This window comes from Xenorhabdus ishibashii, from assembly GCF_002632755.1.
GTDB classification, from domain to species: domain Bacteria; phylum Pseudomonadota; class Gammaproteobacteria; order Enterobacterales; family Enterobacteriaceae; genus Xenorhabdus; species Xenorhabdus ishibashii.
Map to the genome: position 1 here is coordinate 2,480,473 of NZ_NJAK01000001.1, position 25,648 is coordinate 2,506,120.

The 25,648-nt window shown below is 42.0% G+C and carries 23 protein-coding genes, 1 pseudogene and 1 other annotated feature; of the genes and pseudogenes, 15 read left to right on the forward strand and 9 right to left on the reverse strand.

Annotation, left to right across the window (positions count from 1 at the left end):
• Positions 1-8: 8 nt before the first annotated feature.
• Positions 9-398, forward strand: coding sequence for a cytidine deaminase family protein (locus Xish_RS11800; RefSeq protein WP_208605027.1), 390 nt, complete (start codon positions 9-11; stop codon positions 396-398).
• Between the two features lie 43 nt (positions 399-441).
• On the opposite strand, the gene Xish_RS11805 is transcribed toward Xish_RS11800, so the two are convergent.
• From Xish_RS11805 to exbB, 4 genes are all read right to left on the reverse strand, one after another.
• Complete coding sequence (locus Xish_RS11805) at positions 442-717, reverse strand: type II toxin-antitoxin system YafQ family toxin (RefSeq protein ID WP_099118025.1); 276 nt, start codon at positions 715-717, stop codon at positions 442-444.
• A 6-nt stretch (positions 718-723) separates the two neighbouring features.
• Positions 724-984: a type II toxin-antitoxin system RelB/DinJ family antitoxin gene (locus Xish_RS11810; protein ID WP_099118026.1), complete on the reverse strand. Its 261-nt coding sequence runs from the start codon at positions 982-984 to the stop codon at positions 724-726.
• Between the two features lie 186 nt (positions 985-1,170).
• A complete protein-coding gene (gene exbD / locus Xish_RS11815; RefSeq protein WP_099118027.1) occupies positions 1,171-1,596 on the reverse strand; it encodes a TonB system transport protein ExbD in 426 nt (141 codons plus the stop codon).
• Positions 1,597-1,602: 6 nt separating this feature from the next.
• Positions 1,603-2,574: a tonB-system energizer ExbB gene (gene exbB, locus Xish_RS11820; RefSeq protein WP_099118028.1), complete on the reverse strand. Its 972-nt coding sequence runs from the start codon at positions 2,572-2,574 to the stop codon at positions 1,603-1,605.
• A gap of 465 nt (positions 2,575-3,039) precedes the next feature.
• Between exbB and metC the strand changes: the two genes are divergently transcribed.
• The 4 genes from metC (at position 3,040) to Xish_RS11840 (ending at position 6,749) form a co-directional block, all read left to right on the forward strand.
• Positions 3,040-4,233, forward strand: coding sequence for a cystathionine beta-lyase (metC, locus tag Xish_RS11825; protein ID WP_099118029.1), 1,194 nt, complete (start codon positions 3,040-3,042; stop codon positions 4,231-4,233).
• 149 nt (positions 4,234-4,382) lie between these two features.
• A complete protein-coding gene (locus Xish_RS11830; RefSeq protein WP_099118030.1) occupies positions 4,383-5,054 on the forward strand; it encodes a DedA family protein in 672 nt (223 codons plus the stop codon).
• Between the two features lie 227 nt (positions 5,055-5,281).
• Entirely contained in the window at positions 5,282-6,112 is an 831-nt protein-coding gene (gene dkgA / locus Xish_RS11835; protein ID WP_099118031.1) for a 2,5-didehydrogluconate reductase DkgA, read from the forward strand.
• 319 nt (positions 6,113-6,431) lie between these two features.
• Positions 6,432-6,749, forward strand: coding sequence for a hypothetical protein (locus Xish_RS11840; RefSeq protein WP_099118032.1), 318 nt, complete (start codon positions 6,432-6,434; stop codon positions 6,747-6,749).
• A 7-nt stretch (positions 6,750-6,756) separates the two neighbouring features.
• On the opposite strand, the gene Xish_RS11845 is transcribed toward Xish_RS11840, so the two are convergent.
• Entirely contained in the window at positions 6,757-7,422 is a 666-nt protein-coding gene (locus Xish_RS11845) for a YtjB family periplasmic protein (RefSeq protein WP_099118033.1), read from the reverse strand.
• A gap of 116 nt (positions 7,423-7,538) precedes the next feature.
• Between Xish_RS11845 and serB the strand changes: the two genes are divergently transcribed.
• From serB to Xish_RS11865, 4 genes are all read left to right on the forward strand, one after another.
• Positions 7,539-8,516 (forward strand): phosphoserine phosphatase, encoded by a 978-nt coding sequence (serB, locus tag Xish_RS11850; RefSeq protein ID WP_099118034.1) that lies wholly within the window; start codon positions 7,539-7,541, stop codon positions 8,514-8,516.
• Between the two features lie 39 nt (positions 8,517-8,555).
• Positions 8,556-9,938, forward strand: coding sequence for a DNA repair protein RadA (radA, locus tag Xish_RS11855; protein WP_099118035.1), 1,383 nt, complete (start codon positions 8,556-8,558; stop codon positions 9,936-9,938).
• Between the two features lie 564 nt (positions 9,939-10,502).
• Entirely contained in the window at positions 10,503-11,729 is a 1,227-nt protein-coding gene (gene nadR, locus Xish_RS11860; protein ID WP_099118036.1) for a multifunctional transcriptional regulator/nicotinamide-nucleotide adenylyltransferase/ribosylnicotinamide kinase NadR, read from the forward strand.
• A 675-nt stretch (positions 11,730-12,404) separates the two neighbouring features.
• Positions 12,405-13,133: an ATP-binding cassette domain-containing protein gene (locus Xish_RS11865; RefSeq protein ID WP_099118037.1), complete on the forward strand. Its 729-nt coding sequence runs from the start codon at positions 12,405-12,407 to the stop codon at positions 13,131-13,133.
• A gap of 88 nt (positions 13,134-13,221) precedes the next feature.
• Here Xish_RS11865 and ettA read toward each other — a convergent pair whose 3' ends face one another.
• Positions 13,222-14,889, reverse strand: a complete 1,668-nt coding sequence (gene ettA, locus Xish_RS11870) for an energy-dependent translational throttle protein EttA (RefSeq protein ID WP_099118038.1) — start codon at positions 14,887-14,889, stop codon at positions 13,222-13,224.
• Positions 14,890-15,153: 264 nt separating this feature from the next.
• Here ettA and sltY point away from each other — a divergent pair, with 264 nt between their 5' ends.
• On the forward strand, positions 15,154-17,073 hold the full coding sequence (gene sltY / locus Xish_RS11875; RefSeq protein WP_099118039.1) for a murein transglycosylase: 1,920 nt from the start codon (positions 15,154-15,156) through the stop codon (positions 17,071-17,073).
• A 54-nt stretch (positions 17,074-17,127) separates the two neighbouring features.
• Entirely contained in the window at positions 17,128-17,451 is a 324-nt protein-coding gene (gene trpR / locus Xish_RS11880) for a trp operon repressor (RefSeq protein WP_099118040.1), read from the forward strand.
• A gap of 82 nt (positions 17,452-17,533) precedes the next feature.
• Here trpR and yjjX read toward each other — a convergent pair whose 3' ends face one another.
• Positions 17,534-18,061, reverse strand: a complete 528-nt coding sequence (gene yjjX / locus Xish_RS11885) for an inosine/xanthosine triphosphatase (protein WP_099118041.1) — start codon at positions 18,059-18,061, stop codon at positions 17,534-17,536.
• Positions 18,062-18,115: 54 nt separating this feature from the next.
• On the opposite strand from yjjX, the gene gpmB reads away from it, so the two are divergent.
• Positions 18,116-18,763 (forward strand): 2,3-diphosphoglycerate-dependent phosphoglycerate mutase GpmB, encoded by a 648-nt coding sequence (gene gpmB, locus Xish_RS11890; protein WP_099118042.1) that lies wholly within the window; start codon positions 18,116-18,118, stop codon positions 18,761-18,763.
• On the opposite strand, the gene robA is transcribed toward gpmB, so the two are convergent.
• The gene (robA, locus tag Xish_RS11895) at positions 18,760-19,641 is read right to left on the reverse strand and encodes an MDR efflux pump AcrAB transcriptional activator RobA (protein ID WP_099118043.1); all 882 of its coding nucleotides are present in this window, start codon (positions 19,639-19,641) and stop codon (positions 18,760-18,762) included. The two genes, gpmB and robA, sit on opposite strands and share 4 nt — an antisense overlap.
• A 442-nt stretch (positions 19,642-20,083) precedes the next feature.
• Between robA and creA the strand changes: the two genes are divergently transcribed.
• Positions 20,084-20,560: a protein CreA gene (gene creA / locus Xish_RS11900; RefSeq protein WP_099118044.1), complete on the forward strand. Its 477-nt coding sequence runs from the start codon at positions 20,084-20,086 to the stop codon at positions 20,558-20,560.
• Positions 20,561-20,676: 116 nt separating this feature from the next.
• Here creA and arcA read toward each other — a convergent pair whose 3' ends face one another.
• Entirely contained in the window at positions 20,677-21,393 is a 717-nt protein-coding gene (gene arcA / locus Xish_RS11905) for a two-component system response regulator ArcA (protein ID WP_099118045.1), read from the reverse strand.
• Positions 21,394-22,098: 705 nt separating this feature from the next.
• Positions 22,099-22,214 (forward strand) — a sequence feature (Thr leader region).
• Positions 22,215-22,240: 26 nt separating this feature from the next.
• Between arcA and thrA the strand changes: the two are divergent.
• Together thrA and thrB are read left to right on the forward strand one after the other, a co-directional pair.
• Positions 22,241-24,714 (forward strand): annotated as a pseudogene (gene thrA / locus Xish_RS11910) (bifunctional aspartate kinase/homoserine dehydrogenase I).
• Positions 24,696-25,646, forward strand: coding sequence for a homoserine kinase (thrB, locus tag Xish_RS11915; RefSeq protein ID WP_099118046.1), 951 nt, complete (start codon positions 24,696-24,698; stop codon positions 25,644-25,646). Before thrA ends, thrB begins: the two are co-directional and overlap by 19 nt.
• The last annotated feature ends 2 nt before the right edge of the window (positions 25,647-25,648 follow it).

Genomic DNA, 25,648 nt, shown 5'->3' on the forward strand with positions numbered 1-25,648 from the left:
AGTATTTTATGATTTCTTTTGACAAAATGGAGCATATGGCACATCGCCTAATATCCCCAACTCAATTAAATAAATATATTAAATATGGTCATGTAGGTGCTGTTATTCAAAGTAAATCTGGTCATATTTATACTGGAATTAATATTGATACTGCTTGCTCTATGGGGTTTTGTGCAGAGCACTGTGCCATCGCTGAGATGATAAAGCAAGGTGAAACACAGATAATCAGGATTATTGCTGTCAACCGGCATGGTAATATCATTCCTCCCTGTGGCCGGTGCCGAGAGTTTATCAGCCAGATAAACCCAGAGAATATCCATGCAGAAGTAAAAGTCTCGCAAGAAAAGGTTTTATCTCTTAGTGAACTATTACCTTTTGACTGGAAGAATCAATATTAGTGCTTTCCCAAAACTGCCCGATTAACGATTCGGGCAGTTCCAGTTAAAATAGATCGGAGTGCGTTCCTGTTCTTTCAAATCTAATCAGGCTATCAGTAAGTTTGTAAATAAGAATCCAATCAGGCTCTATATGAGCATCCCTGTAACCTTTGTAATTCCCTTGCAAAGGATGATCTTTGTATATAGTTGGCAAAGGTAGCTCATTGTTAATTAAGAGTTTCATTAAATCTTTTAACTTGTTCATATCCTTATGGCGCTTTTGAGCCAGCTTCAAATCTCGTTGGAATTGACTTGAATATTCAATTTCCCGCTGCTTCATGGCTCATTAAATACCCAATTTGTCAAATAGCTCGTCAACATCTTTCGCTTTATGGATATTTATACCGTTTTCACTATCAGCAATGGTTTTTGCAGTCAGTGCATTAGGAATACGCATATCGAACGGTAACGCCTTTTCTTTTGCTACCTTGGTCAAAGTAATTCTAATTAAGTCAGATACAGTTAAACCCATGCTAGCCAGCACTTCAGCAGCTTCATTTTTTAGTGTTTCATCTATACGAGCACGAACAAATGCATTTGCAGCCATGTTGAATCCCTGAGTTGGTTAATAAACATACTGTAGCTCAATTGAGATACATAATCAAATCTGTAACTTGATCAAAAATTATAGAGGCAAAATTAAAATTATCAGAGGAGATAATATGAGAGTAACTTCCCAAAACTGCCCGATTAACGATTCGGGCAGTTCATATTTTGGGTAAGCAAAGAAAAGTTATTGTGCGGAAACTGATTCCATCCCCACTAATCCCACTTTGAGATAACCCGCCTTGCGCAGAGAATCCATGACGCTCATCAGAGTTTCATAATCCACTGTTTTATCGGCTTGGAAGAAAATTGTCGTATCTTTATTGGATTGTGTGGTTTTATCCAATACCAAAGACAAATTATCACGATCAACCGCCTGCTCTCCCACATACAACTGCTTATCTGCTTTCACCGTCAAAAATACCGGTTTTTCTGGTCGTGGTTGCGGTTTAGCGGTTGATGCTGGTAAATCAACTTTAATATCTACCGTTGCCAATGGCGCTGCCACCATGAAAATAATCAGCAGCACTAACATCACGTCAATAAACGGCGTAACGTTAATTTCATGCAGTTCGCCGCTATCGTCTAAATCTTCATTAAGACGTATTGCCATAATTTATTACCTTGCTTCTGCTTTTTCTGTTCTGCTTTCAGCCAAATCAAGATCACGCCCCAGCAACAAGATTGCCTTAGCTGCCATATCACCCACCTGACCACGGTATGATGAAATAACACGGGCAAAGACGTTATAAATCACTACCGCAGGGATCGCAGCCACCAGCCCCAATGCTGTCGCTAACAGTGCTTCTGCTATCCCTGGTGCAACAACGGCCAGGTTAGTCGTTTGTGAATGAGCAATGCCGATAAAACTGTTCATGATCCCCCAGACAGTACCAAACAGTCCCACAAATGGAGAAATGGCACCAATGGTCGCCAAGTAACCGTTACCACGCCCCATATGACGGCTAATTGCTGCGACGGCTCGCTCCATGCGGAACGAAGTACGTTCTTTGGTTCCAACCTTGTCAATGCTGTCAGCAGACAGAGCACGCTCCGACTGTGCTTCATTCAATAACAGACGGCTGACGCTGCGATTACCAAAATCTGCGGCAATTTTCACTGCCACATCCAGATTGGCAGCCTCAGCCAAAGTCAATTGCTCCTTACGTAAACGGCGGCGAGCCATTAAGAGTTCTGTACCTTTGGAGAAAAACAATGCCCATGTAATGACAGAAGCGATCACCAATCCCACCATAACAGTTTTTACTACCACATCTGCGTTTTGGTACATGCCCCAAACAGACAGATCCGTTGCAAAACCACCGGACAGATTGTCAGAAATTTCTTCAATGGGTGCCATAACCGTTTCTTCAGTCGTCACGGTTTCTGTAGCCGTTATGGTTTGCGCATCTGAAGTTGATGGTGCGTCGGTTGTTGATTCAATCGCTTGTGAAGCTGCGGAAGATGCTGGTGTTGCCGGAGCAGCTACCTGAGCAGCAGCCTGATTTTCTGGCGGAGCTGGTGTCGTATCAGCCCATGCTGAACTTGTTAATCCGAGTGCCAATAGAATAGAAGCTGTCAAATTACGCATCAGTTAGCCTTACTCTCTTTCTTATAGATTCTGTTACTTAGCAGTGAATCGCGTTTACTCATCTTGCTAATCCTAATATTTCCTGAGTCATGGTTCATTTTTCAACCTTGTATCTCCGCCCCCTTACCGCTTAATAACTGCACAGCAAGGTGCATTCGGGAAGATACAGGTTTCATTTACCCCTTGATTCAGGCTTTTTACCTCAAGAGAGGAAAAAGTCCGCTACAAATGATATCAGACATTTGGCGATTTGATAGTAATTATCATTACTATTTAACAAAAAAGTACCACTTAATGATGTTCCTTCGTTAATCGATCCTGATTTACTATCGCCTGCTCACCTTGAATTTTCGTCAAGTTGCGCGAATCTCTTTGGTAAAACCGCCCCAAATCTTTTAACTTTCTAATCATTATTTGAGCGATTCTATTTAGATATAAGCAAGAAATAACTTGGGGAATGATGCCATGACAGAAAAAAAACTAGAAACTTTATTGGTCAGTGCCGGAAGACAGAAACGATATACGCAAGGTGCCGTTAATCCATTGATTCAACGCACTTCATCTGTCATTTTTGATACCGTTGAAGACTTAAAGCAAGCCTTGAAAAACCGTGATAAGGGTGAGTTATTTTATGGGCGCCGTGGCACACTGACGCATTTTTCCTTCCAGACAGCGATGTCTGAGCTGGAAGGCGGTGCCGGTTGTGCACTATATCCTTCCGGAACGGCAGCTATTACCCATTCAATTCTGGCATTTGTGGCAACCGGTGATCATGTCTTAATGACAGGTACTGCCTATGAACCTACACAAGAATTTTGCCATCATGTTTTGAAAAAAATGGGAATTTCCACCGATTATTTTGATCCTATGATCGGAGAAAACATTGCTTCACTGATTCAACCTAATACCAAAGTTATCTTTCTTGAGTCACCTGGCTCTTTGACGATGGAGGTGCAAGATATTCCTGCCATCGTGCGGGCTATTCGACAAGTCAATTCTGAGATTGTCATTATTATCGATAATACATGGGCGGCTGGCGTACTGTTTAAGGCTCTGGAGTTTGGTATCGATATTTCTATCCAATCAGCCACCAAATATATTATTGGCCATTCAGACGGAATGCTGGGTACAGCGGTTGCCAATGCACGATGTTGGGATCAGCTTAGGGAAGGATCTTACCTGCTGGGGCAAATTGCCGATCCCGATACGGTATACATGGCAAACCGAGGGCTGCGCACGTTAGCGGTTCGTTTAAAACAACACGAAGAAAACAGCATCAAAATTGCCAAATGGCTTGCGCAGCGGCCGGAAGTTGCCGAAGTTTATCACCCTGCCCTGCCTTCTTGCCCAGGGCATCAGTTCTTTCAGCGCGATTTCACTGGTTCCTGCGGACTATTTTCTTTTCTCCTGAATATCCAGCTTACACCTCAACAACTTGCAGATTATCTCGATAATCTGAGTCATTTTAAGATGGCCTTTTCATGGGGAGGTTTTGAGTCATTGATTTTGGGAATTCAACCAGAAATGCTGCAACGACTGCGTCAATACCCTTCGCCGCAAAAAACGGGCACCTTATTCCGTCTCCATATTGGACTGGAAAATCGACAAGACTTGATTGATGATCTGGAAGCCGGTTTTGCACGTTTGGCAATTCGTTAACTTTCACTTTTAAATGATGGCTATCTCTTTATTGCGAATTAGCAGATAGCCACGGTTTCCCTTAATGCTGAATCAAATCCCCCCCTATCTCATCATTTTGCGGTACACTGAGGCAGATCATTTTACTCGCAAAAATCACAGGATAAACAATGGAAACGTTAAGCGAGATTGTGCATGCACTCTGGCATCATGATTTTAACCAACTTGCCAATCCAGATGTCATCTGGGTTATTTATGGCGTCCTTTTTGTCACGCTAGTGTTGGAAAACGGACTACTGCCAGCCGCCTTTTTACCCGGTGATACTCTGTTGGTTCTTTCCGGTGCTTTAATTGCCAAAGGTGTCATGAGTTTCATTCCCACGGTAGTTCTGCTAACCATCGCGGCAAGTCTGGGCTGTTGGCTGGGTTATTTGCAGGGACGCTGGCTCGGCCATACCCGTATTGTCAAAAACTGGCTGGCTCAACTTCCCTTACAATATCGCCAACGTGCCAATATGTTATTCTCTAAACACGGTCTGTCTGCTCTGCTTATCGGACGCTTTTTAGCGTTTGTTCGCACTCTCCTGCCAACATTTGCCGGCATTTCTGGCCTAAATAATAAACGCTTTCAATTTTTTAACTGGTTAAGTGGCTTCTTATGGGTCATTATTATCGTGGGTTTTGGCTATATCCTGAACCAAATCCCTTTCGTTAAAGCACATCAAGATATGGTCATGAACATTTTGATGATTTTGCCTGTCATTTTGTTGATCAGTGGCTTGTCAGCTTCTTTGCTGATGTATTGGCGTCATAAGAAAGGAGCCGCAAAGAAAAACAAATAACGTGCTTATCGTTTTAACACCATCGCAAAAACGCTATTTTTCTATTTACTTGATTTTTTATTTACTTAACTATCATCTGACTGGATTATCAACTCAATAATTGAACAACCAGAGTCCATTCCGACAGGTACTGTGACTACCAATTATTTAAGCTGTGCTCAACTTTTACATGCTGAATAACTTGTCCTGAATGGGATGGACAACCTCATTAACTAAAGGAGGTAATAATGGGTCAGCAGACAATTATTAAACTCGCTGATGGAAATCACATGCCACAATTGGGGCTTGGCGTTTGGAAAGCAAGTAATGAACAGGTTGTTAAGTCTATCCATACCGCATTAGAATCCGGTTATCGCTCCATTGATACAGCAGCAATTTTTCATAACGAAGAAGGTGTGGGGAAAGCCTTGCAGGAAACTGATATCCCACGCGAAGAAATTTTCATCACTACCAAACTTTGGAATGATCGCCATCTGGATGCCCGTGCGGCATTACAAGAGAGTCTGGACAAGTTACAGTTAGATTATGTTGATCTCTATCTCATTCAATGGCCTGTTCCCGAACAGGATCATTATGTTGATGCATGGAGGCAACTGATTGAACTGAAAGAAACAGGTCTGACTCGCAGTATTGGAGTGTGTAATTTTCATATCGAGCATTTACAAAAAATAATACAGGAAACAGGTGTCGTTCCTGTCATCAACCAAATTGAATTGCATCCCTTGCTGCAACAGCGACAACTTCACTCATGGAATGCTACCCACCATATTACAACCGAATCCTGGAGTCCGTTATCACGGGGCGGAAAAGGCGTTTTTAATTCTCCACTGGTTGAACGTCTGGCACTTAAATATGGCAAGACTCCAGCGCAAATTGTCATTCGTTGGCATCTTGAATGCGGCATGATTGCCATTCCTAAATCTGTTACACCAGCCCGCATTAAAGAAAATTTTGATGTATTTGATTTCAGGCTGGAAAAAGAAGACTTAACAGCTATGGCTGAACTGGATATTGGGAAACGGATAGGTCCAAATCCCGATACTTATAATCAATTTTAGCAGGGAAAACCATCCCATAGATTCATCTGCCCATTTCACTCAATCCATTTCAACGAGCCTGAACTCTGTTCTTCAGCAGGGTTCAGGTACATAACCTGAATAAAATCCTTTTCATACAACACTATAATTTATCAATTAAATCAGAAATATTAATAATAACCATGTTTACTATTTATGTATGAACTATGTTATAGACTTACTTCACAACGCTAAATAACAGGCGTATTAAATAGATAATTGAAACACGCAACGTGTTTATGACAGCATCAATCCGTATATTTACATCAACGTTCCAGACAAAGAACTTAAGGAAATGATAATGATTTACATAGTTATTTCTTTATTAATGCTTATCCCTTTTTTCTTCGCCTTAAAGTGGTTCCTGCTGTCACACCGGATCCACTACAACGCAGCGGGGATCTTACTTGCAATCGTAGCTATGGCCTTTCATATGTATATCTTTCGTTTTAACAATATTCCGGTTGTGCATATTAATGTTGCCCATCAGCCGATTGTGTTTTATGGCGCAGTCATGATTACGCTTCTACACGGCATACTCTATTCCATTTGTTTCAAGCGATACTATGGGAAGAATATTGATAATGAGGAAAGTTATCCGCACAATAACCAACGGTAATATCACATTACCGTTGGGGTTCATCACCTTGCTCTTCATTTTCTGCTTCATCAGAAAGTTTCGTATTAGCAGTCAGCAGATAAGGGGATTGTTGCCAGCGACTAGGATATAATTTCAGCAAGTTATGAGCCAGAATAAACCCAATCGCTAAAGATAACAGGAGCATTATTCTAAGTAAGTTAGTTGTGTTATCGACCTGTTTGGCCTCAGTTGCCAGTCGGTGTGTATCCAATGTCAGGCGAAGAAAACCTTTTGGATGATTTTTCCCTGGTATCGGCATAACAATTTGTTGGTTGAAATAACTATTGGATTTTTTGCCTTCTAACGATAATCGTTCACGAACAGAAATCGGTTCACCACTGCGTGCTATCTGTGTGCCATTCTCCAGATAGACACTAGCATCTAAAATGCGGCTATTGCTGGTCAAGTAATCTAAGTTAGCTACAATCTTTTTATTATTAAGATCTTTGCTACCATTCTCCATATAATCAGACAAGCTGAATGCGACCTGCTTTGCCAATGTTTTCGCTAGATCTTCAAATTGATCCATATGCGCCTGTTGTTGAGAACGGCTGAAATAGGAAACGCCCTGCATCAGCAGCACCAGCAGTGCTATACATATTAATATAATCGCCGTCTTGTGCAGTCTAATTTTTAGCTTCGGTTTTATCATAGTTATCTCATCCCATGCTCAGAAAGCACATGTTGCCAGATGCAGTAATGATAGGATAGTTTGAAAAGCGTTTTTTGCCTGCACCAAATTATATGGAATTACAGGAGTCAATGTTCATGTCTAATAATCTGGCCTATCGCTATTTACCGGATGAGCTCCATAAATGGCCCGGATTACCCTTATCCCTCAGTGGTGATGAAGTCATGCCTTTGGATTACAGGGCAGGAGATAGCGGCTGGTTGCTGTATGGACGTGGTTTGGATAAACAGCGTATCAGCGAGTTCCAGCACCGATTGGGTGCCGCCATTGTGGTGGTTTCTTCATGGCGGATCGATGATTATCAGGTTGTCCGTATTGCCGGTAGCCTTTCGCCTCGCATTAAACGTCAGGCAGATGAGTGCCGTTTGGATGTCGTTCCCTTGGGGCAGATCCCCCGCCTCCGTTCACCTGGTTTATTGGTGATGGATATGGATTCTACCGCTATCCAGATTGAATGCATTGATGAAATTGCCCGTCTGGCCGGCGTTGGTGATAAAGTGGCGGAAATCACAGAGCGGGCGATGCAAGGCGAATTGGATTTTTCAGAAAGTCTGCGCGAGCGAGTTGCTCAGTTAGCAGGTGCCGATGCATCAATCTTGCAGCAGGTGATGGAAACACTTCCGCTTATGCCCGGGCTAACCAGTCTGGTTCGCAAATTACAGTCATTGGATTGGCATGTTGCGATTGCCTCCGGTGGTTTCACTTTCTTTGCCGATAATCTGCGCCAGCAGTTACGCCTTTTTGACGCAGTCGCTAATCAACTGGAAATAAAAAATGGCAAGCTGACCGGTAAGGTCAAAGGACCGATTGTCGATGCGAAATACAAGGCAACCACCCTGATAAGATTGGCAAAAACACTAAATATTCCTCTGAGCCAAACTGTCGCTATTGGAGATGGTGCCAATGATCTGAAAATGATCCGCAAGGCGGGGTTGGGGATCGCCTATCATGCTAAGCCAAAAGTTTACGTCCAGGCCAAAGTTGCTATCCGACATGCAGATTTAATGGGCGTCCTGTGTGTGTTGAGCGGTGGTTTGAAACACGAAGAACGCTAATGCCCATAGGCAAAAGTCATTACCTTAAGGGAGTACAAAGTGGCAAAAGCAGCAAAACGGGCATTTGTCTGTAACGAGTGTGGTGCGGATTATCCCCGTTGGCAGGGGCAATGTACCGCATGTCACGCATGGAATACCATTACGGAAGTACGTTTAGCCTCAACTTCATCACCCCGTAATGAACGCCTTAGTGGCTATGCCGGAAACGCAGGGATCAGTAAAGTACAGAAACTCTCTGATATCAGTTTGGAAGAATTGCCTCGTTTTTCAACTGGCTTTAAAGAGTTTGACCGTGTTCTCGGTGGTGGTGTAGTTCCCGGCAGTGCCATTTTGATTGGCGGTAACCCAGGGGCAGGGAAAAGTACCCTGCTCTTACAAACTATGTGCCTATTATCAACCCAGATGAAAACCCTGTATGTAACAGGGGAAGAGTCATTGCAACAAGTGGCGATGCGAGCACATCGGCTGGGTTTGCCGACAGATCAACTGAATATGCTGTCAGAAACCAGTATCGAGCAGATTTGTCTGGTCGCAGAGCAAGAACAACCCAAACTCATGGTGATTGATTCAATTCAGGTCATGCACATAGCAGATATTCAATCATCACCAGGCAGTGTTGCTCAAGTCAGGGAAACCGCAGCCTACCTGACACGGTTCGCTAAAACACGTGGCGTTGCCATTATCATGGTCGGGCATGTAACAAAAGATGGCACTTTGGCGGGTCCCAAGGTTCTCGAGCACTGTATAGACTGTTCCGTCATGTTGGATGGTGAAACTGATTCCCGTTTCCGTACCCTGCGTAGCCATAAAAACCGTTTCGGGGCTGTTAATGAACTAGGCGTTTTTGCAATGACCGAACAGGGGTTACGGGAAGTCAGTAACCCTTCTGCCATTTTCCTGAGTCGTGGTGATGAAATTACCTCAGGTAGCTCGGTCATGATTGTATGGGAAGGTACTCGCCCTTTGCTTGTTGAAATTCAGGCATTGGTCGATCACTCCATGATGTCAAACCCACGCCGCGTAGCAGTAGGGCTTGAACAAAACAGGCTGGCGATTTTACTTGCCGTCCTGCATCGGCATGGTGGTTTACAAATGTCTGATCAAGATGTTTTTGTGAACGTCGTAGGTGGGGTAAAAGTAACAGAAACAAGTGCTGATCTGGCGTTATTACTCTCTTTGGTTTCCAGCTTCCGCGATCGGCCTTTGCCTCGTGATCTGGTGGTATTTGGAGAAGTAGGGTTGGCAGGAGAAATTCGTCCCGTTCCCAGTGGACAAGAACGTATTTCAGAAGCCGCTAAACACGGTTTTAAACGAGCCATTGTTCCCCACGCTAACATGCCCAAAAAATCACTGCCTGAAATGAAAGTATTTGGCGTCAAAAAACTGGCGGATGCGTTATCTGTTCTGGATGAGCTGGATTAAGGAATACTCTTTTTATTCCTTTTAGATCTATATAACCAATAGATTTCAAGTTGCCGCTTGAAATCTATTAAACAGCAATCTGGGTATTTTTCCTAATTTGCCAGAATATTTTCTCGCTTGCCATCGCACATCAAACAAGGCGGATAATAAAATTATAGGAAAATATTTTTATTCATTTTATTTAAATAAAAAATCAAACAGTTAGATGCTATATTATTTAAAATTCTCTATTCTCACCACACTTTATGATTTATTGATGGTCAGGTGTTGGTGGAATTTAAACCGCAAATGGTTATGTAAATATTGATACAGTGAATCAAACCAAGCAATATATCCAATAAAAATTGGACAAACACCATTGTCATTTATTTTTATTATTTAACTATAAATTTAGCATTTGGCTATTTTATTTAAAATAAATATCTAATTATCCAATTTTAAACACTTATTATAGTCAAGATAACGGGATTTAATCCCAAACAATCAATAAACAACCAATTTTGTTTTTACCTTTCACAATGAGCATGCTATTTTGTTTAGTATACTAAACCAAAGGGAGGTTTTATGAGTCAATTTGATTATTTAAAAGAGGCGATAAAACAGGCTGGTTACACCTTACAACAGGTTGCTGATGCCAGCGGAATGACCAAAGGCTACCTGAGCCAACTTATTAATAACAAGATAAAAAGTCCTAGTGCACACAAGTTGGCTTCTCTTCATCAATATTTAGGGTTAGCGTATCCCGTGGAAAAGAAAACAGTCGGAATTGTGTTTGGTAAATTTTACCCATTACATACTGGACACATTTATTTGATTCAACGAGCATCCAGTCAGGTTGATGAGTTACATGTTGTTCTTTGCTATGACGAAGTGCGAGATCGTGAACTATTCATCAACAGTTCAATGTCTCAACAACCTACTGTAAGTGACCGTCTGAGATGGTTGCTGCAAACATTCAAGTATCAGAAAAATATTCATATTCATGCATTTGATGAGCAAGGAATGGAGCCTTACCCAAATGGCTGGAAAGCGTGGAGTCAAAGTGTTCAGTCGTTTTTGACAGCAAAAAACATCAATCTTAATTACATCTATTCCAGCGAAGCACAGGATGTTCCTCGCTATAAAGAATATTTCGGTATTGAAACTGTGCTTATCGACCCACAACGCTCATTTATGAATATTAGTGGTAGCCAAATCCGTCAGGCTCCTTTCCGTTATTGGGAATATATTCCGACAGAAGTAAAGCCATTCTTTGTACGTACAGTGGCTATTCTCGGCGGAGAATCGAGCGGAAAATCCACATTAGTGAATAAACTGGCCAACATGTTTAACACGACCAGTGCATGGGAATATGGGCGTGAATACGTATTTTCCCATCTGGGAGGAGACGAAATGGCTTTGCAGTATTCAGATTATGATAAAATTGCATTAGGTCATGCTCAATACATTGATTTTTCAGTTAAATATGCCAATAAAGTTGTATTTATCGATACTGATTTTGTGACAACACAAGCATTTTGCAAACGCTACGAAGGAAAAGAACATCCTTTTGTACAGGCGATGATTGATGAATATCGCTTTGATTTAGTTATTCTTTTAGAAAACAACACACCGTGGGTTGCAGATGGTTTAAGAAGTTTGGGCAGCGAGCAAGATCGCAAAGAATTTCAACATTTGCTTGAAAGTTTGTTGAAAAAAAATAATATCGATTATGTTTGTGTCAATTCACCGGACTATGATCAACGTTTTCTACATTGTGTTGAATTAGTTCAACAGATGTTAATGGAATAAATAACCTTTTTATATAAAATAGATTACACTTATATTATTGTCACGATTGATTGATAGTAATTTATTATTTAGTGTAATCTTTATTTAATTATAATTATCCTACCTTAACAATGAGTTAAATGTTTACTTTGGTTATTTTAACAAATGTAATAAAATAAATTGTGATAATAATATTTTTTGATACTTTAATTTTACTGTTTTGACTTGAATTACAGGGGAATAAGTCATTTAATGAACAGGCTCATTGATTTATAAATATAAAATTTATTAGTTACTAAAAAAACCACAAATACTCTAGGTGTTTTTATCAATAGCGGAGGTAATAACAAATAACATTAAAATATTAACGAAATATAAAATGACTTTTCCCTTATTATAAAAGTGGAATAAAAATAGAAGAATTTATGCTATTTTTATTTTTTTATTATTACCTTAAGCATAATTTATTAATATTCTTGACTTTTTATTCCAAGACTAAGAAACATCTCATTTATTAGATAGTCATTGTAAATAATAATTGACATAAGATGAGTATATCCTTGGTGAAGATGTTTCCACATCTAGACTATTTTTATTCTTACAATACCATAAGGAATCAGTGTTATTACGAATAAATTTAGACAGCATATGTTTAAGGAAAAAGCTTTAATCTTTTAACCTAATTGTGTTGAGAATATGAACTTGAATCAATTTAAATCGATTGAGGTTATCAATATTTCATATGGTTTAACTGGCGCTACAGTTAATCATGAAATGATTTCAAATATCACATTTTCTATTATACCAGGTGAAATTACTTTGATAACAGGGCCGAAGGCAGCGACTAACCGTACAATGTTGTCGATTGCATCGGGTATGTTACAACCAGATCAAGGAGATGTATTAATTAATAATAACAAGTTGAAACTAATGAATGATACAGAATTAGGAAAATTTCATCATGAAAGTAGCGGGTTTATTTTCCAAGACTTCAACTTATTTAGTGAACTTACTCTATTAGATAACTTGTTATTATCAACGTCTTATGGATTGTCACTTGACCGCGAACAAGCAGAAAAAATCGCGCAAAAATCGCTGGATATTGTGAAATTAGGCGATAAAAGCCGTTATTATCCAGGGGAATTGTCTGAAAACGAGAAACAATTGGCTGCAATGGCGAAAGCCATAGTCAGAAGACCTGAATATTTATTTGCAGATGACCCAACACGCAATTTAGAGAGTCGGGCGTTTCAGACGTTCATTAATATCTTTAAATTTATTGCCCATGAACAGAAAGGTACAGTTGTCATTGCCTCCCAAGATAGACGCCTGATTCAACATGCAGATAGCGTTATCACTTTAGCCAGTGGAAAAGCTACTAAGACTTATGAATCCACGCTGGAACGACGAGTTTTGGTGTCTTAATATATTAATAATAACTAGTTAGTTACCATTAACAAAAAACGGCCTGATATCAGGCCGTTTTTTCTACCAAGTTTATTTTTTGGCTAGCTTATTTGCTGATCTTTTTATATTTAATGCGGTGAGGCTCCAGTGCTGCCGCCCCCATAGTCCGCTTCTTGTAATCTTCGTATTCGCTGAAGTTTCCTTCAAAGAAGGTAACTTTCCCTTCATCCTGATAATCTATGATGTGGGTTGCGATACGGTCAAGGAACCAACGGTCATGGGAAATAACCATTGCACAGCCTGGGAATTCCAGCAGGGCGTTTTCCAATGCACGCAAAGTTTCGATGTCCAGATCGTTGGTTGGTTCGTCAAGCAGTAACATGTTGCCGCCAACTTGTAGCAGTTTAGCCAAATGCAGACGACCACGTTCACCACCAGACAATTCACCAACACGTTTGCCCTGATCTACGCCTTTGAAGTTAAAACGTCCGACATAGGCACGGCTTGGAATTTCAAAGTTGCCGATGCGCATGATATCTTGACCACCAGAAACTTCTTCCCAAACAGTTTTACTGTCATTCATGTTATCGCGGAACTGATCGACAGAAGCCAATTTAACCGTCTCACCCAGTGTAATTGAGCCAGAATCTGGTTGTTCTTGACCGGACAACATACGGAACAGGGTTGATTTACCCGCCCCGTTCGGGCCGATGATCCCAACAATCGCCCCTTTCGGCAGAGAGAAGCTCAAATTGTCGATCAGAACGCGATCACCGTAAGATTTGGTCAGATCAGTGATTTCCAGTACTTTATCACCTAAGCGTGGGCCGGGTGGAATGAACAATTCGCTGGTTTCATTGCGCTTCTGGTAGTCGACGCTACTCAGTTCTTCAAAGCGAGCTAAACGAGCCTTGCCTTTTGCCTGACGTCCTTTCGGGTTTTGGCGGATCCACTCAAGCTCTTTCTCAATGGATTTACGGCGTGCCGCTTCTGACGCTGCTTCCTGTGCCAGACGTGCATCTTTCTGTTCCAGCCATGAAGAGTAGTTGCCTTCCCACGGAATACCTTCACCACGGTCAAGCTCCAGGATCCAACCAGCAACGTTATCAAGGAAGTAACGGTCGTGGGTGATCGCAACCACTGTGCCTTCGTAATCGTGCAGGAAGCGCTCCAGCCATGCAACAGATTCAGCATCAAGGTGGTTAGTTGGCTCGTCAAGCAGCAGCATGTCTGGTTTTTCCAATAACAGACGGCAAATTGCCACACGACGACGCTCACCACCGGACAGGTGTTCAATCTTGGCATCCCATGCAGGCAGACGTAGGGCATCAGCCGCTCGTTCAAGCTGATTATCCAGATTGTGCCCGTCATGAGATTGGATAATCGCTTCCAGCTCTCCTTGCTCTTTTGCCAGCTTATCGAAATCCGCATCTGGATCAGCATAAGCTGCATAAACCTCGTCAAGACGAGTCAGAGCATTTTTAACTTCGCTAACAGCCTCTTCTACTGCTTCACGAACTGTATGCTCAGGGTTAAGTTTGGGTTCTTGCGGTAGATAACCGATTTTAATACCCGGTTGTGGACGAGCTTCCCCCTCAATATCTTTATCAATACCCGCCATGATGCGCAGTAAAGTCGATTTACCGGCGCCATTAAGGCCGAGAACACCAATTTTTGCTCCAGGGAAAAAACTCAGAGAAATATTTTTCAGAATATGCCTTTTGGGGGGAACAACTTTTCCCACCCGATGCATACTATAAACATATTGAGCCAATGTAGTTTACCTTTTGATTAATCAAGAAATTTTAAAAAGCGTTTATATTTATCGAGCTTGGATGGCTTATTTTACCTATCCTCTTGTCAAATAGCACTTTTTCAGCATTTTCTATTTGTTATGACAATTGTAATAATTCACATCAATAATATGATTATAATTACATAGCATCTTAACAATTCACTTGGACAACGCACCTGAGCAAAGCATGTAGGCTCAGGGCATTTGGGCACTGATAGTAGTCTTCCGAAGGGGTATGTGGCAATGAGTAAGTGGCAGCATTTTGTAATGACTGTGAGTATGGTTTCTGTTGTTGCTGGAGCGGCACATGCTGATTCTTTGGATGCCCAACGTCAGCGATATCAAGAAATAAAACAGGCATGGGATACCAAAAATATGGCAGAAGTGACGCGTCTGATGCCAACGCTGAAAAATTATCCCTTGTATCCATATCTGGAATATCGTCAATTATCTCAGGATCTGGCAACTACCACTCCTCAGCAAGTTCAGAATTTTATTAATATTCACCCTACCTTGCCACCAGCACGTTCTCTGGCATCTCGATTTATCAATATACTGGCAGACAATGGTGATTGGAACAGTCTTCTGGCATTTAGTCCCAATCCTCCAAATACAGTTGCAGAGCGCTGTGATTATTATTTTGCACAATGGGCAACGGGACACCAACAAGTCGCCTGGCAAGGCGCCCAAGAAATTTGGCTCAACGGCAGCTCATTGCCTGATCGTTGCAACAAGCTACTCACTGCCTGGGATCAAGCTGGATACCTGTCTGCAAATTTAATTTTGCAACGTATCGAATTAGCAATGAAAGCCAATAATGCCACACTTGTTGCCTATCTTGCCAAACGCTTGCCATTGCGTTATCAGAGCCTGAGCGCGAATTTACTGAAGCTACAACATGATCCAACATTCGTTGAGAAATTCGCCACAACTACCACACCTACCGAATTCACCCGCTCCGTTATCATAACGAACTTTTCCCGATTTGCCCGTTCAAATACTGAACTTGCCAGAGTAAGCATCCCTACACTTTCCCGCTCACAAAAGATGGATGACGTCGAACGACAGCAATTAAAAGATATCGTCGCATGGCAATTGATGGGAGACATCACCCCAGAACAGGCAAAATGGCGGGATGATACCATTCGCCATTCACACTCTATCAAATTGATTGAGAGACGTGCCCGCTTGGCATTGAGGGATAGCGATCATGCTGGGTTTGAAAAATGGATTTCATTGCTGCCGCAAAAAGCGTTGCAACAAGATGAGTGGCAATATTGGAGTGCTATTATTTTGCTCAATCGAGGGAAAAGCGCAGAAGGCAAAGCCATATTACGTAAGCTGACCGAACATCGTGGTTTTTATCCCATGGTAGCAGCTCAAAAATTACATATTTCCTATCCTCTGATCATCAATAAATCAGAGAGACCCGATCGTTCCATTGCCAATATGCCAACAATTAAGCGTATCCGAGAGTTGTTGTATTGGAATATGGATAATCTGGCACGCTCAGAATGGCTCCTTCTGGTTTCTTCACAAGATCGCGTGAAACAAGAACAGTTAGCCCGTTATGCATTTGAGCAGCACTGGCCTTCATTCAGTGTACAAGCTACCATTACGGGGAAAATGTGGGATCACCTTGAAGAACGTTTTCCAATGGCGTGGAAAAATGAATTTGCCCATTTCACGTCAGATAAAAATATTTCACCAAGTTATGCTATGGCAATCGCCCGTCAGGAAAGTGCCTGGGATCCACAGGCTCGTTCTTCCAAAGGGGCTAGTGGATTAATGCAGATCATGCCCAAAACCGCTGAACATACCGTGAAGAGTAAGAAAATTCAGGGTTATGCCAGCAGTAATCAATTAATGAACCCGATTACGAATATTAAAATTGGTACTGCTTATCTGGAGTCGGTCTATCAGCGTTTTGACAATAATCGTATTCTTGCCAGCGCCGCTTATAATGCCGGCCCTGCGAATGTTGAACGTTGGTTAGCTAACACTGCTGGAAAAATCGATCCAATTGCCTTTATTGAGAGCATTCCTTTTGCAGAAACACGCTCTTATGTCAAAAATGTTCTTGCCTACGACATGTTCTACCATAATTTTATGGGGAAAGTGCCAAATGTGCTGACAAATGCGGAATGGCAAAGGCGTTATTAATTTAAGATAAATATGGTATGCTACTGTACTAGTTAAATAGTATGGTAGTTGATTATGGCACAAAATCATTTGATTGATCCGGCGCTTTCCCCGGAAAATGGTGATGACTGGCTCACTTTGGTTGAGTTGTTAAAAATAGCATTTGAACAAAATTTGCAACATTCTATTTTACAGCTATTATTGACTCCCGATGAACGTACCGCTTTATCAACCAGGGTTCGGATTATTCAGGAATTGATGCGTGGGCAAATGAACCAGCGCGAACTGAAAAATGAGCTAGGCGTGGGTATTGCGACAATTACACGTGGTTCCAATAGCTTAAAGAATGCCCCAGCTCATGTTAAGAAATGGCTGGCAGATCAGCTACTAACTGATTGACAATAGCCACGATAAAATAACAGATTAAATAATGCAGCGGGGGCCGTCCACTCGTGCCCCCAACAACTACGTACCGTTAAGGTTAGTTATTCGACTCTTTGTAAATTTCATGATGGATAGGCACAAGAGCCAATATCAGAGCTTGGTGATAAACGCTGGTACGCGTCAGAATACCATTGGTAAAAAAGCCAATCGCACCACCTTTCTGTTTGATATTATTGACGCCAGTTACATCAGCCATTTCATGGCCAAGTTCGCGTCCTTTACGAATGCCTTCCAAAACTTTTTCGGGCAACATCAGGCTGGCGGAACGCGATTCTCCCCGAATTTGTTTATGTTCAATAACCATCCAGGCAAACGTCATGTCATCTTCAATTCCAGCTTCAACCCCAACCCAGAAATCAGCTTCTGGCCGAACCTGGCGAGCGGCCATAACTCGATGACGAGCACCTGTGCGAGTTTCAGTATTACCAATGGGCTGCTGAGGTACACTACTGTCTACATTGACATCTTCTATATGGTAAGTGCCTGGGCCAAAAACATCATCGAATGCAAGGCTAATCGCTTTTATTTTCGCAGGGTTAGTTGTTGCTGCAATAACGTGGTACATATAAATAAATTATCCTTTGAACTATTTCATGATGCAGTATAACGGAAAATAACTATGTTACAGGTCTATCTTGTTCGTCATGGCGAAACCGAATGGAATGTGGCTCGTCGTATTCAGGGGCAATCTGACAGTCCTTTGACTGAAACTGGTCGGCGCCAAGCTCACTTGGTCGCGCTGAGAGTTAAATCAGAAAACATTACCCATGTTATCACCAGTGACCTTGGTCGGACACGCCAAACAGCAGAAATCATCGCGAAAGCCTGTGGCTGCGACGTCATACTGGAACCACGCCTGCGAGAGTTACACATGGGTGTTCTAGAAAATCGCGAACTAACTTCCCTCACACCAGAAGAAGAATCTTGGCGTAAAAGTCTTGTTGATGGTACACCAAATGGGCGGGTTCCAGAAGGTGAATCAATGTATGAAGTGTCTACCCGTATGCGTGCCGCTCTGGAAAATTGTTTGAATCTGCCTGCGGGTAGCCGTCCGCTGTTGGTCAGTCATGGAATCGCACTCGTCAGTTTGATCGGTTCTATTCTGGGGCTTCCGGCTAATTCAGAACGTCGTCTGCGGCTGAGAAACTGTTCTATCTCACGGGTGGATTATCAGGATAGCCCGTGGCTGGCTCCAGGTTGGATAGTGGAAACAACGGGCGATATCACACATCTGGATATGCCCGCCTTGGATGAACTACAAGGTTAACGCTCAATTGGGATGAGATACTCAAATTCCACAATATGATTTTGGGACTCATCCTCAAGATTTTTCCACTCAAGGTTGGTAAGGTAATATCGCTCAACATCGTATCCCTTTCTGCGAGTGATATTGAGTGTAGGCAAACAGATACCATAAATTGTAAAAAGAAACTCTTGTAACTGTTCTTTATCACCAAAATAACTGAATGAAATATAATCTCCGCCAGGCAAGACGACTGGGCGACTCTCTTTGGTATCAAAGGTGGCGTATTCTGGCTCTATCGCTGTGGTATAGAACACCGTCTGTTCATCTTCATTCTCCATACTAAGGGTCGTATGGTGCAATCCATAAAGTCTCGGTGGTAATACCTCAGCATCCTGTAGATAGTTAATCCAAAAGTCATGACGCATATTCTTGCAGGATTCTGACCACTGCTCCAGCATATAACTGCAAGTGTGCTCAGTGCCGATAAGTGACTTTTCTTCCAGCGTGACAAATTTGTGCTCTGGCAGAGGTTTGTTATCGAGCAAAATAGGAGGACATATTCCTTTTGCACACCACTCTTCACTTCGACGATAGGCTGCTGGTGTTCGGTCAAACTGTTTTTTGAAAGCTCGTGTAAACGTTTGCTGAGAATCAAAGCGATATTGCAAAGCGATATCCAAGATAGGGCGGCTGGTTAAGCGTAATGCCACGGCGGCTCTGGATAATCTTCTCGCACGGATATAAGAACCTATTGCCTGGCCCGTAACCTCCTTGAACATGCGCTGCAAGTGCCATTTGGAGTAACCTGCTTTTGCTGCAACGTTATCAAGAGACAATGGACGATCCAGATTATTATCCACCCAATGCAGCAAGTCTCGAATGATGTTGGTTTGATCCATACATCTCCCTCAGTCATTAAGACGAAAAGAAAATCATATAAATGTAAAAACAACTTATGCCAAGATTATTCCATTAGGCATATTAATTATTACATTGATGCTATCAACAAACCATCAATGAATTAAACAAGTTTTTTCTTGGAATAAATTAATAGTAGAATCGGTAATATGTCAAGCATTGTCTTGGTGAATTATTTAACATGTTGAATAATAATGTGAAATATATTTCATGCTGACGTACTGGATGTCGACTTAATTCCAATAGCATAACTTCTTAAAGACCATTACTTACTCGTTTTGGTGCATATTCAGCTATAATGCCACGATTTTCCATTACAGATACATTTATGTTGGAAATGATTTAATTAAAATTTATTTCGCTACATTATATGTGAATGATAGATATTTTCACTGTATTTATTTAATTCAAGTGGACTTAAATATGGCAACAATGAAGAAAATAGCGATAGCGGCTACCTTACTCTTTTCTCCGGTAGCTCTGCATGCGGAAGAGATCGGTTCTGTTGACACAGTATTCAAATTTTTTGGCCCTGATAACAAGATAGTGATAGAAGCCTTTGATGATCCTGACGTTAAAAATGTCACCTGTTATCTGAGCAGAGCCAAAACGGGAGGACTCAAGGGAGGGTTGGGATTGGCAGAAGATACATCTGATGCAGCCATATCCTGCCAGCAAGTTGGCCCGATTGAATTAGCAGATAAGATAAAAAAATCGCCAAAGAAAGGGCAAGTTGTCTTCCAAAAACGCACTTCTTTGGTATTTAAAAAATTGCAGGTTGTACGCTTCTATGACTCCAATCGTAATTCGCTGATTTATTTAACTTATTCTGACAAGGTGATCGATGGTTCCCCTAAAAATGCAATCAGTGCTGTACCGATTATGCCGTGGAAAGAGTGAATAACTCATCCTAAGGAAAATACCAGCCAAAAGAAAGAAAAGCCCTGATGCCATAAGACATACGGGGCTTTTGATAGATACGGTATGTAGAATATATACCTATAAAAAGGCATTAATCAGTCTTCTAAATCACCACAAAAACGGTAACCTTCACCGTGGATGGTCGCAATGATCTCTGGAGTATCCGGTGTCGATTCGAAGTGTTTACGAATACGGCGGATAGTAACATCAACAGTACGATCGTGAGGTTTCAATTCGCGACCCGTCATTTTTTTCAACAATTCTGCACGGGTTTGAATTTTTCCTGGGTTCTCACAAAAATGGAGCATCGCACGGAATTCGCTACGCGGCAGCTTGTAATGATCTCCCAGCGGGCTAACCAAAGAGCGGCTATTAATATCCAGCTCCCATCCATTGAACTTATAACTTTCAACCTGGCGGCGCTCTTCACCTGGATGACTCAGGTTCATTGTCCGCGACAGCAAATTACGTGCACGAATGGTTAATTCGCGTGGGTTAAATGGCTTAGTTATATAATCATCAGCACCGATTTCGAGACCAAGAATTTTGTCCACTTCATTATCACGGCCTGTTAAGAACATCAACGCAACATTTGCCTGCTCACGTAATTCACGGGCAAGCAGTAACCCATTTTTACCTGGCAGATTGATATCCATAATGACTAAATTGATATCGTTATCTGACAGAATATTGTGCATTTCTGAACCGTCATTGGCTTCATAAACAACATACCCTTCAGCTTCAAAAATACTCTTAAGGGTATTACGTGTGACAATTTCGTCTTCAACAATCAAAATGTGCGGGGTTTGCATGGTTGCTACCTAAAATCGCTAAAAAACAGAATCTGTATGACACAAGCTGTTATTATTAAAAGAAAATATGCTGATCTTGTTCTGAGTGACAGAAAACCAGCTTATGCCCGAAATAAACGTTTTGATATGTTTTACGCTAAAAACTAACGTCGCTTTCCTAGAGGGTACATACCCGAAAAAACCCAATTTCAACGAGGCTTCTATATTAGTCTATTAACAGCAATATAACAGCTAGTAATGCATTTGCCTTCTAAAAAAACTAACTTTTGTTGATACATATCAAAATCAATTGTAGCACGTTAACATTAATTGTAATTGTTAATTTTAATCCAGATTATTTGTTATTAAATTGAATAAATTATGTTAATGGATGTTGAAATATTGTGAGTGCTTGCAGAGATTCACTCAACACTAAAATATCCAGATGATACGTTTTTATCATAAAGACAAAATAATTACAAAATATGTTTTTTGTAAAATTAAATGCTAATAAATAACCTAACTAACCAAATAATGATTTGCCATTTGGGTTATATTTTGAATAATTTCGATACGGAAAATGATGTTTTTTTCTTCTTTTGCCATAAAAAATATTTGACATTGACCACAATTTAATTTAACCAATAGGGGGTCAAGTAAATCGAAAAGACAGACAGGAAACTATGCACTACATCAGCCCGAAAAAAATGGTTCTTGCAAACACCACTATAACCATTACTACAACCACGATTACCACCGGAACCATGAGTTGCGGTGCGGGCTGACGCATACACATAAAACAACATTGAGCCCGTATCCCACAAGATACGGGCTTTTTTTTGGGACAGAAATCAGGAGAAGAACGTTAATGCGAGTATTGAAATTTGGCGGAACCTCAGTTGCGAATCACCAGTGTGTACTGAGTGTTGCAGATATCGCCGAAAATGAGTTATCCCTTGGGCAAGTTGCCTTAGTACTCTCTGCACCAGCAAAAATCACAAACCATCTGGTGGCAATGATTGAAAAAACAGTTGCAGGACAAGATATTGTTTCTAATATGAGCGATGCTACCCAAATCTTTGCTGATTTGTTGTCAGGATTGAAAGCGCAACAACCAAGGTTTGATTATGAGCGCCTGAAAGGGCTAGTCGAGCGTGAGCTTGCCAGCCTTAAACAGACTCTCCACGGTATTTCTTTATTAAAACAATGTCCAGATAGCATTAATGCATCCCTGATCTGTCGTGGCGAAAAACTGTCGATTGCCATCATGGAATCCGTGCTACAGGCTCGTGGTCATAAAGTGACTGTCATTGATCCGGTCAAAAACCTTTTGGCACATGGGCATTGTCTCGAATCCACCGTCGATATCCATGAATCCTCCAAACGCATTGCAGCACTTAACATTCCTGCTGACCATATCATCCTGATGGCGGGTTTCACTGCGGGCGATGAAAATGGCGAATTGGTTGTGCTGGGGCGCAACGGCTCCGACTATTCAGCCGCAGTACTGGCAGCATGCCTGCGTGCCGATTGTTGCGAAATCTGGACTGATGTAGACGGTGTTTATACTTGTGATCCAAGGGCGGTGAAAGATGCTCGCTTGCTGAAAAGTCTGTCATACCAAGAAGCAATGGAATTGTCTTATTTTGGTGCGAAAGTCCTTCATCCCCGAACTATCGCCCCTATTGCCCAGTTTCAAATCCCTTGCCTGATAAAAAACACCGCCAACCCCAATGTGCCTGGTACTTTTATTGGCGATGCACTCATTGATGATGGACAAAAAGATCAAGACATGCCGATCAAGGGCATCACCAATCTGGATCATATGGCGATGTTCAACGTTTCCGGCCCAGGAATGAAGGGTATGGTCGGGATGGCGGCGCGGATCTTTTCCGTCATGTCACGCAAAGGTATTTCTGTTGTATTGATCACGCAATCCTCGTCAGAATACAGTATCAGCTTCTGTGTACCACAAAAAGAATGGGTAAAAGCACACAATGCGCTGACAGAAGAGTTTTATCTGGAGCTGAAAGATGGTGTGCTTGATCCCATTGACGCTATCGACAATCTTGCCATTATCTCTGTTGTTGGTGATGGTATGCGTACTCAGCCAGGTACATCTGCCCGCTTTTTTTCCGCATTGACTCGCGCCAATATCAACATTGTTGCTATTGCACAAGGCTCTTCTGAACGTTCTATTTCTGCTGTCATTGAAAATAATGCTGCGACTACGGCGGTTCGTCTCTGTCACCAAATGCTGTTTAACACCGCTCAAGTCGTTGAGGTCTTTGTTGTTGGTGTGGGGGAGTAGGCAGTGCGTTGATCGAGCAAATACGCCGTCAGCAAACCTGGCTCAAACAGAAACATATCGATCTACGCGTCTGTGGTATTGCCAATTCCCGCGCTTTGTTGACTGATGTACAAGGCATCTGTCTGGATAACTGGCAGCAGGCACTCTCAGAAGCCACTGAGCCTTTTAGTTTGAGTCGTCTGATCCGTCTTGAAAAAGAGTACCATCTCCTGAATCCAGTCATTGTGGATTGTACTTCCAATCAGTCGATTGCGGAACAGTATACGAGCTTCCTCAGCGACGGTTTTAACGTCGTTACCCCAAATAAAAAAGCCAATACTTTATCGATGGCTTATTACCACCAAATCCGTCAGGCCGCAGAAAAATCGAAACGTAAGTTCCTGTATGACACTAACGTAGGTGCTGGATTGCCTGTTATCGAAAACTTACAAAATTTGCTTAATGCCGGTGATGAATTAGTGCAGTTCAGTGGCATCCTGTCGGGTTCTTTATCCTATATTTTCGGGATGCTGGATGAAGGTATGACGCTTTCACAAGCGACCATGCTGGCCAAAGAGCAAGGTTTTACTGAACCCGATCCACGCGATGATCTCTCTGGTATGGATGTTGCCCGAAAACTGCTGATCTTAGCACGAGAGTCTGGCTATGAACTGGAACTAAAAGATATCCATGTTGATCCTGTTTTACCCATCTCGTTCGACGCCAGTGGCGATGTTGACAGTTTCCTGCAACGTTTACCACAACTGGATCAGGAGTTTAGCCAACGTGCGGAACAAGCCGCAGAACAAGGGAAAGTATTACGTTATGTTGGCTTGATTGAACAAGGCCGTTGTACAGTGAAAATTGTCGCTGTTGATGGCAACGATCCACTTTATAAGGTCAAAAATGGCGAAAACGCTCTGGCTTTCTATACCCGTTATTATCAACCCATTCCGCTGGTACTACGAGGCTATGGCGCAGGAAATGATGTAACGGCAGCCGGCGTTTTTGCTGATATATTACGTACTCTGTCATGGAAATTGGGGGTTTAATGGTTATCAGGGTTTATGCGCCTGCCTCTATCGGGAATGTTGGCGTCGGATTTGATGTGCTCGGCGCAGCAGTTTCTCCCATTGATGGCTCATTACTTGGGGATTGTGTCTCCGTAAGTGAAGCTGAAAGCTTCAGTCTGAATAATAAAGGGCGATTTGTTAGCAAATTACCTGACGATCCCAAACAGAATATCGTCTACCAATGCTGGCAGATTTTTTGTCAGCGGTTGGGAAAAGAACTGCCCGTTGCCATGACATTAGAGAAAAATATGCCAATCGGTTCGGGATTAGGTTCCAGTGCCTGCTCTGTCGTCGCCGCTTTAGTGGCATTGAATGAATATGCTAGCCGCCCCTTTAACCAACACCAGTTATTGGACATGATGGGAGAATTAGAAGGGCGTATTTCCGGTGGTGTTCATTATGATAATGTCGCTCCCTGCTATTTGGGGGGATTGCAATTGATATTATCTCAGGAAGAGACCACCTGTCTGCCTGTTCCCACATTTGATGATTGGCTGTGGGTAATGGCTTATCCTGGCATCAAAGTATCGACAGCAGAAGCCCGTGCAATTTTGCCTAATCACTATGCCCGTAAGGATATCATTGAGCATGGACGTCACTTTGCTGGTTTTATCCATGCCTGCCATACCCAGCAATCAGAACTGGCTGCCAAATTAATGCAAGATGTTGTAGCAGAACCTTATCGTACACAACTCTTACCAGGATTTGCCAATGCACGTGATACAGTCAAAAAATTAGGGGCGCTGGCGTGTAGCATTTCCGGCTCCGGCCCGACACTTTTTGCAATTTGTAACGAAATAGCTGTAGCAGAAGAGGTTGCACACTGGCTGCAACAACATTACGTACAGAATGATGAAGGCTTTGTACACATTTGCCGTCTGGATCTCGCAGGCGCACGACAGGTAAAGTAACC

Excerpts from the sequence above, each read along its gene's own strand:
- Xish_RS11800 (WP_208605027.1), top strand. The coding sequence starts at position 9 with ATGATTTCTTTTGACAAAATGGAGCATATGGCACATCGCCTAATATCC.
- Xish_RS11805 (WP_099118025.1), bottom strand. The coding sequence starts at position 717 with ATGAAGCAGCGGGAAATTGAATATTCAAGTCAATTCCAACGAGATTTG.
- Xish_RS11810 (WP_099118026.1), bottom strand. The coding sequence starts at position 984 with ATGGCTGCAAATGCATTTGTTCGTGCTCGTATAGATGAAACACTAAAA.
- exbD (WP_099118027.1), bottom strand. The coding sequence starts at position 1,596 with ATGGCAATACGTCTTAATGAAGATTTAGACGATAGCGGCGAACTGCAT.
- exbB (WP_099118028.1), bottom strand. The coding sequence starts at position 2,574 with ATGCGTAATTTGACAGCTTCTATTCTATTGGCACTCGGATTAACAAGT.
- metC (WP_099118029.1), top strand. The coding sequence starts at position 3,040 with ATGACAGAAAAAAAACTAGAAACTTTATTGGTCAGTGCCGGAAGACAG.
- Xish_RS11830 (WP_099118030.1), top strand. The coding sequence starts at position 4,383 with ATGGAAACGTTAAGCGAGATTGTGCATGCACTCTGGCATCATGATTTT.
- dkgA (WP_099118031.1), top strand. The coding sequence starts at position 5,282 with ATGGGTCAGCAGACAATTATTAAACTCGCTGATGGAAATCACATGCCA.
- Xish_RS11840 (WP_099118032.1), top strand. The coding sequence starts at position 6,432 with ATGATTTACATAGTTATTTCTTTATTAATGCTTATCCCTTTTTTCTTC.
- Xish_RS11845 (WP_099118033.1), bottom strand. The coding sequence starts at position 7,422 with ATGATAAAACCGAAGCTAAAAATTAGACTGCACAAGACGGCGATTATA.
- serB (WP_099118034.1), top strand. The coding sequence starts at position 7,539 with ATGTCTAATAATCTGGCCTATCGCTATTTACCGGATGAGCTCCATAAA.
- nadR (WP_099118036.1), top strand. The coding sequence starts at position 10,503 with ATGAGTCAATTTGATTATTTAAAAGAGGCGATAAAACAGGCTGGTTAC.
- Xish_RS11865 (WP_099118037.1), top strand. The coding sequence starts at position 12,405 with ATGAACTTGAATCAATTTAAATCGATTGAGGTTATCAATATTTCATAT.
- sltY (WP_099118039.1), top strand. The coding sequence starts at position 15,154 with ATGAGTAAGTGGCAGCATTTTGTAATGACTGTGAGTATGGTTTCTGTT.
- trpR (WP_099118040.1), top strand. The coding sequence starts at position 17,128 with ATGGCACAAAATCATTTGATTGATCCGGCGCTTTCCCCGGAAAATGGT.
- yjjX (WP_099118041.1), bottom strand. The coding sequence starts at position 18,061 with ATGTACCACGTTATTGCAGCAACAACTAACCCTGCGAAAATAAAAGCG.
- gpmB (WP_099118042.1), top strand. The coding sequence starts at position 18,116 with ATGTTACAGGTCTATCTTGTTCGTCATGGCGAAACCGAATGGAATGTG.
- robA (WP_099118043.1), bottom strand. The coding sequence starts at position 19,641 with ATGGATCAAACCAACATCATTCGAGACTTGCTGCATTGGGTGGATAAT.
- creA (WP_099118044.1), top strand. The coding sequence starts at position 20,084 with ATGGCAACAATGAAGAAAATAGCGATAGCGGCTACCTTACTCTTTTCT.
- arcA (WP_099118045.1), bottom strand. The coding sequence starts at position 21,393 with ATGCAAACCCCGCACATTTTGATTGTTGAAGACGAAATTGTCACACGT.
- thrB (WP_099118046.1), top strand. The coding sequence starts at position 24,696 with ATGGAAATTGGGGGTTTAATGGTTATCAGGGTTTATGCGCCTGCCTCT.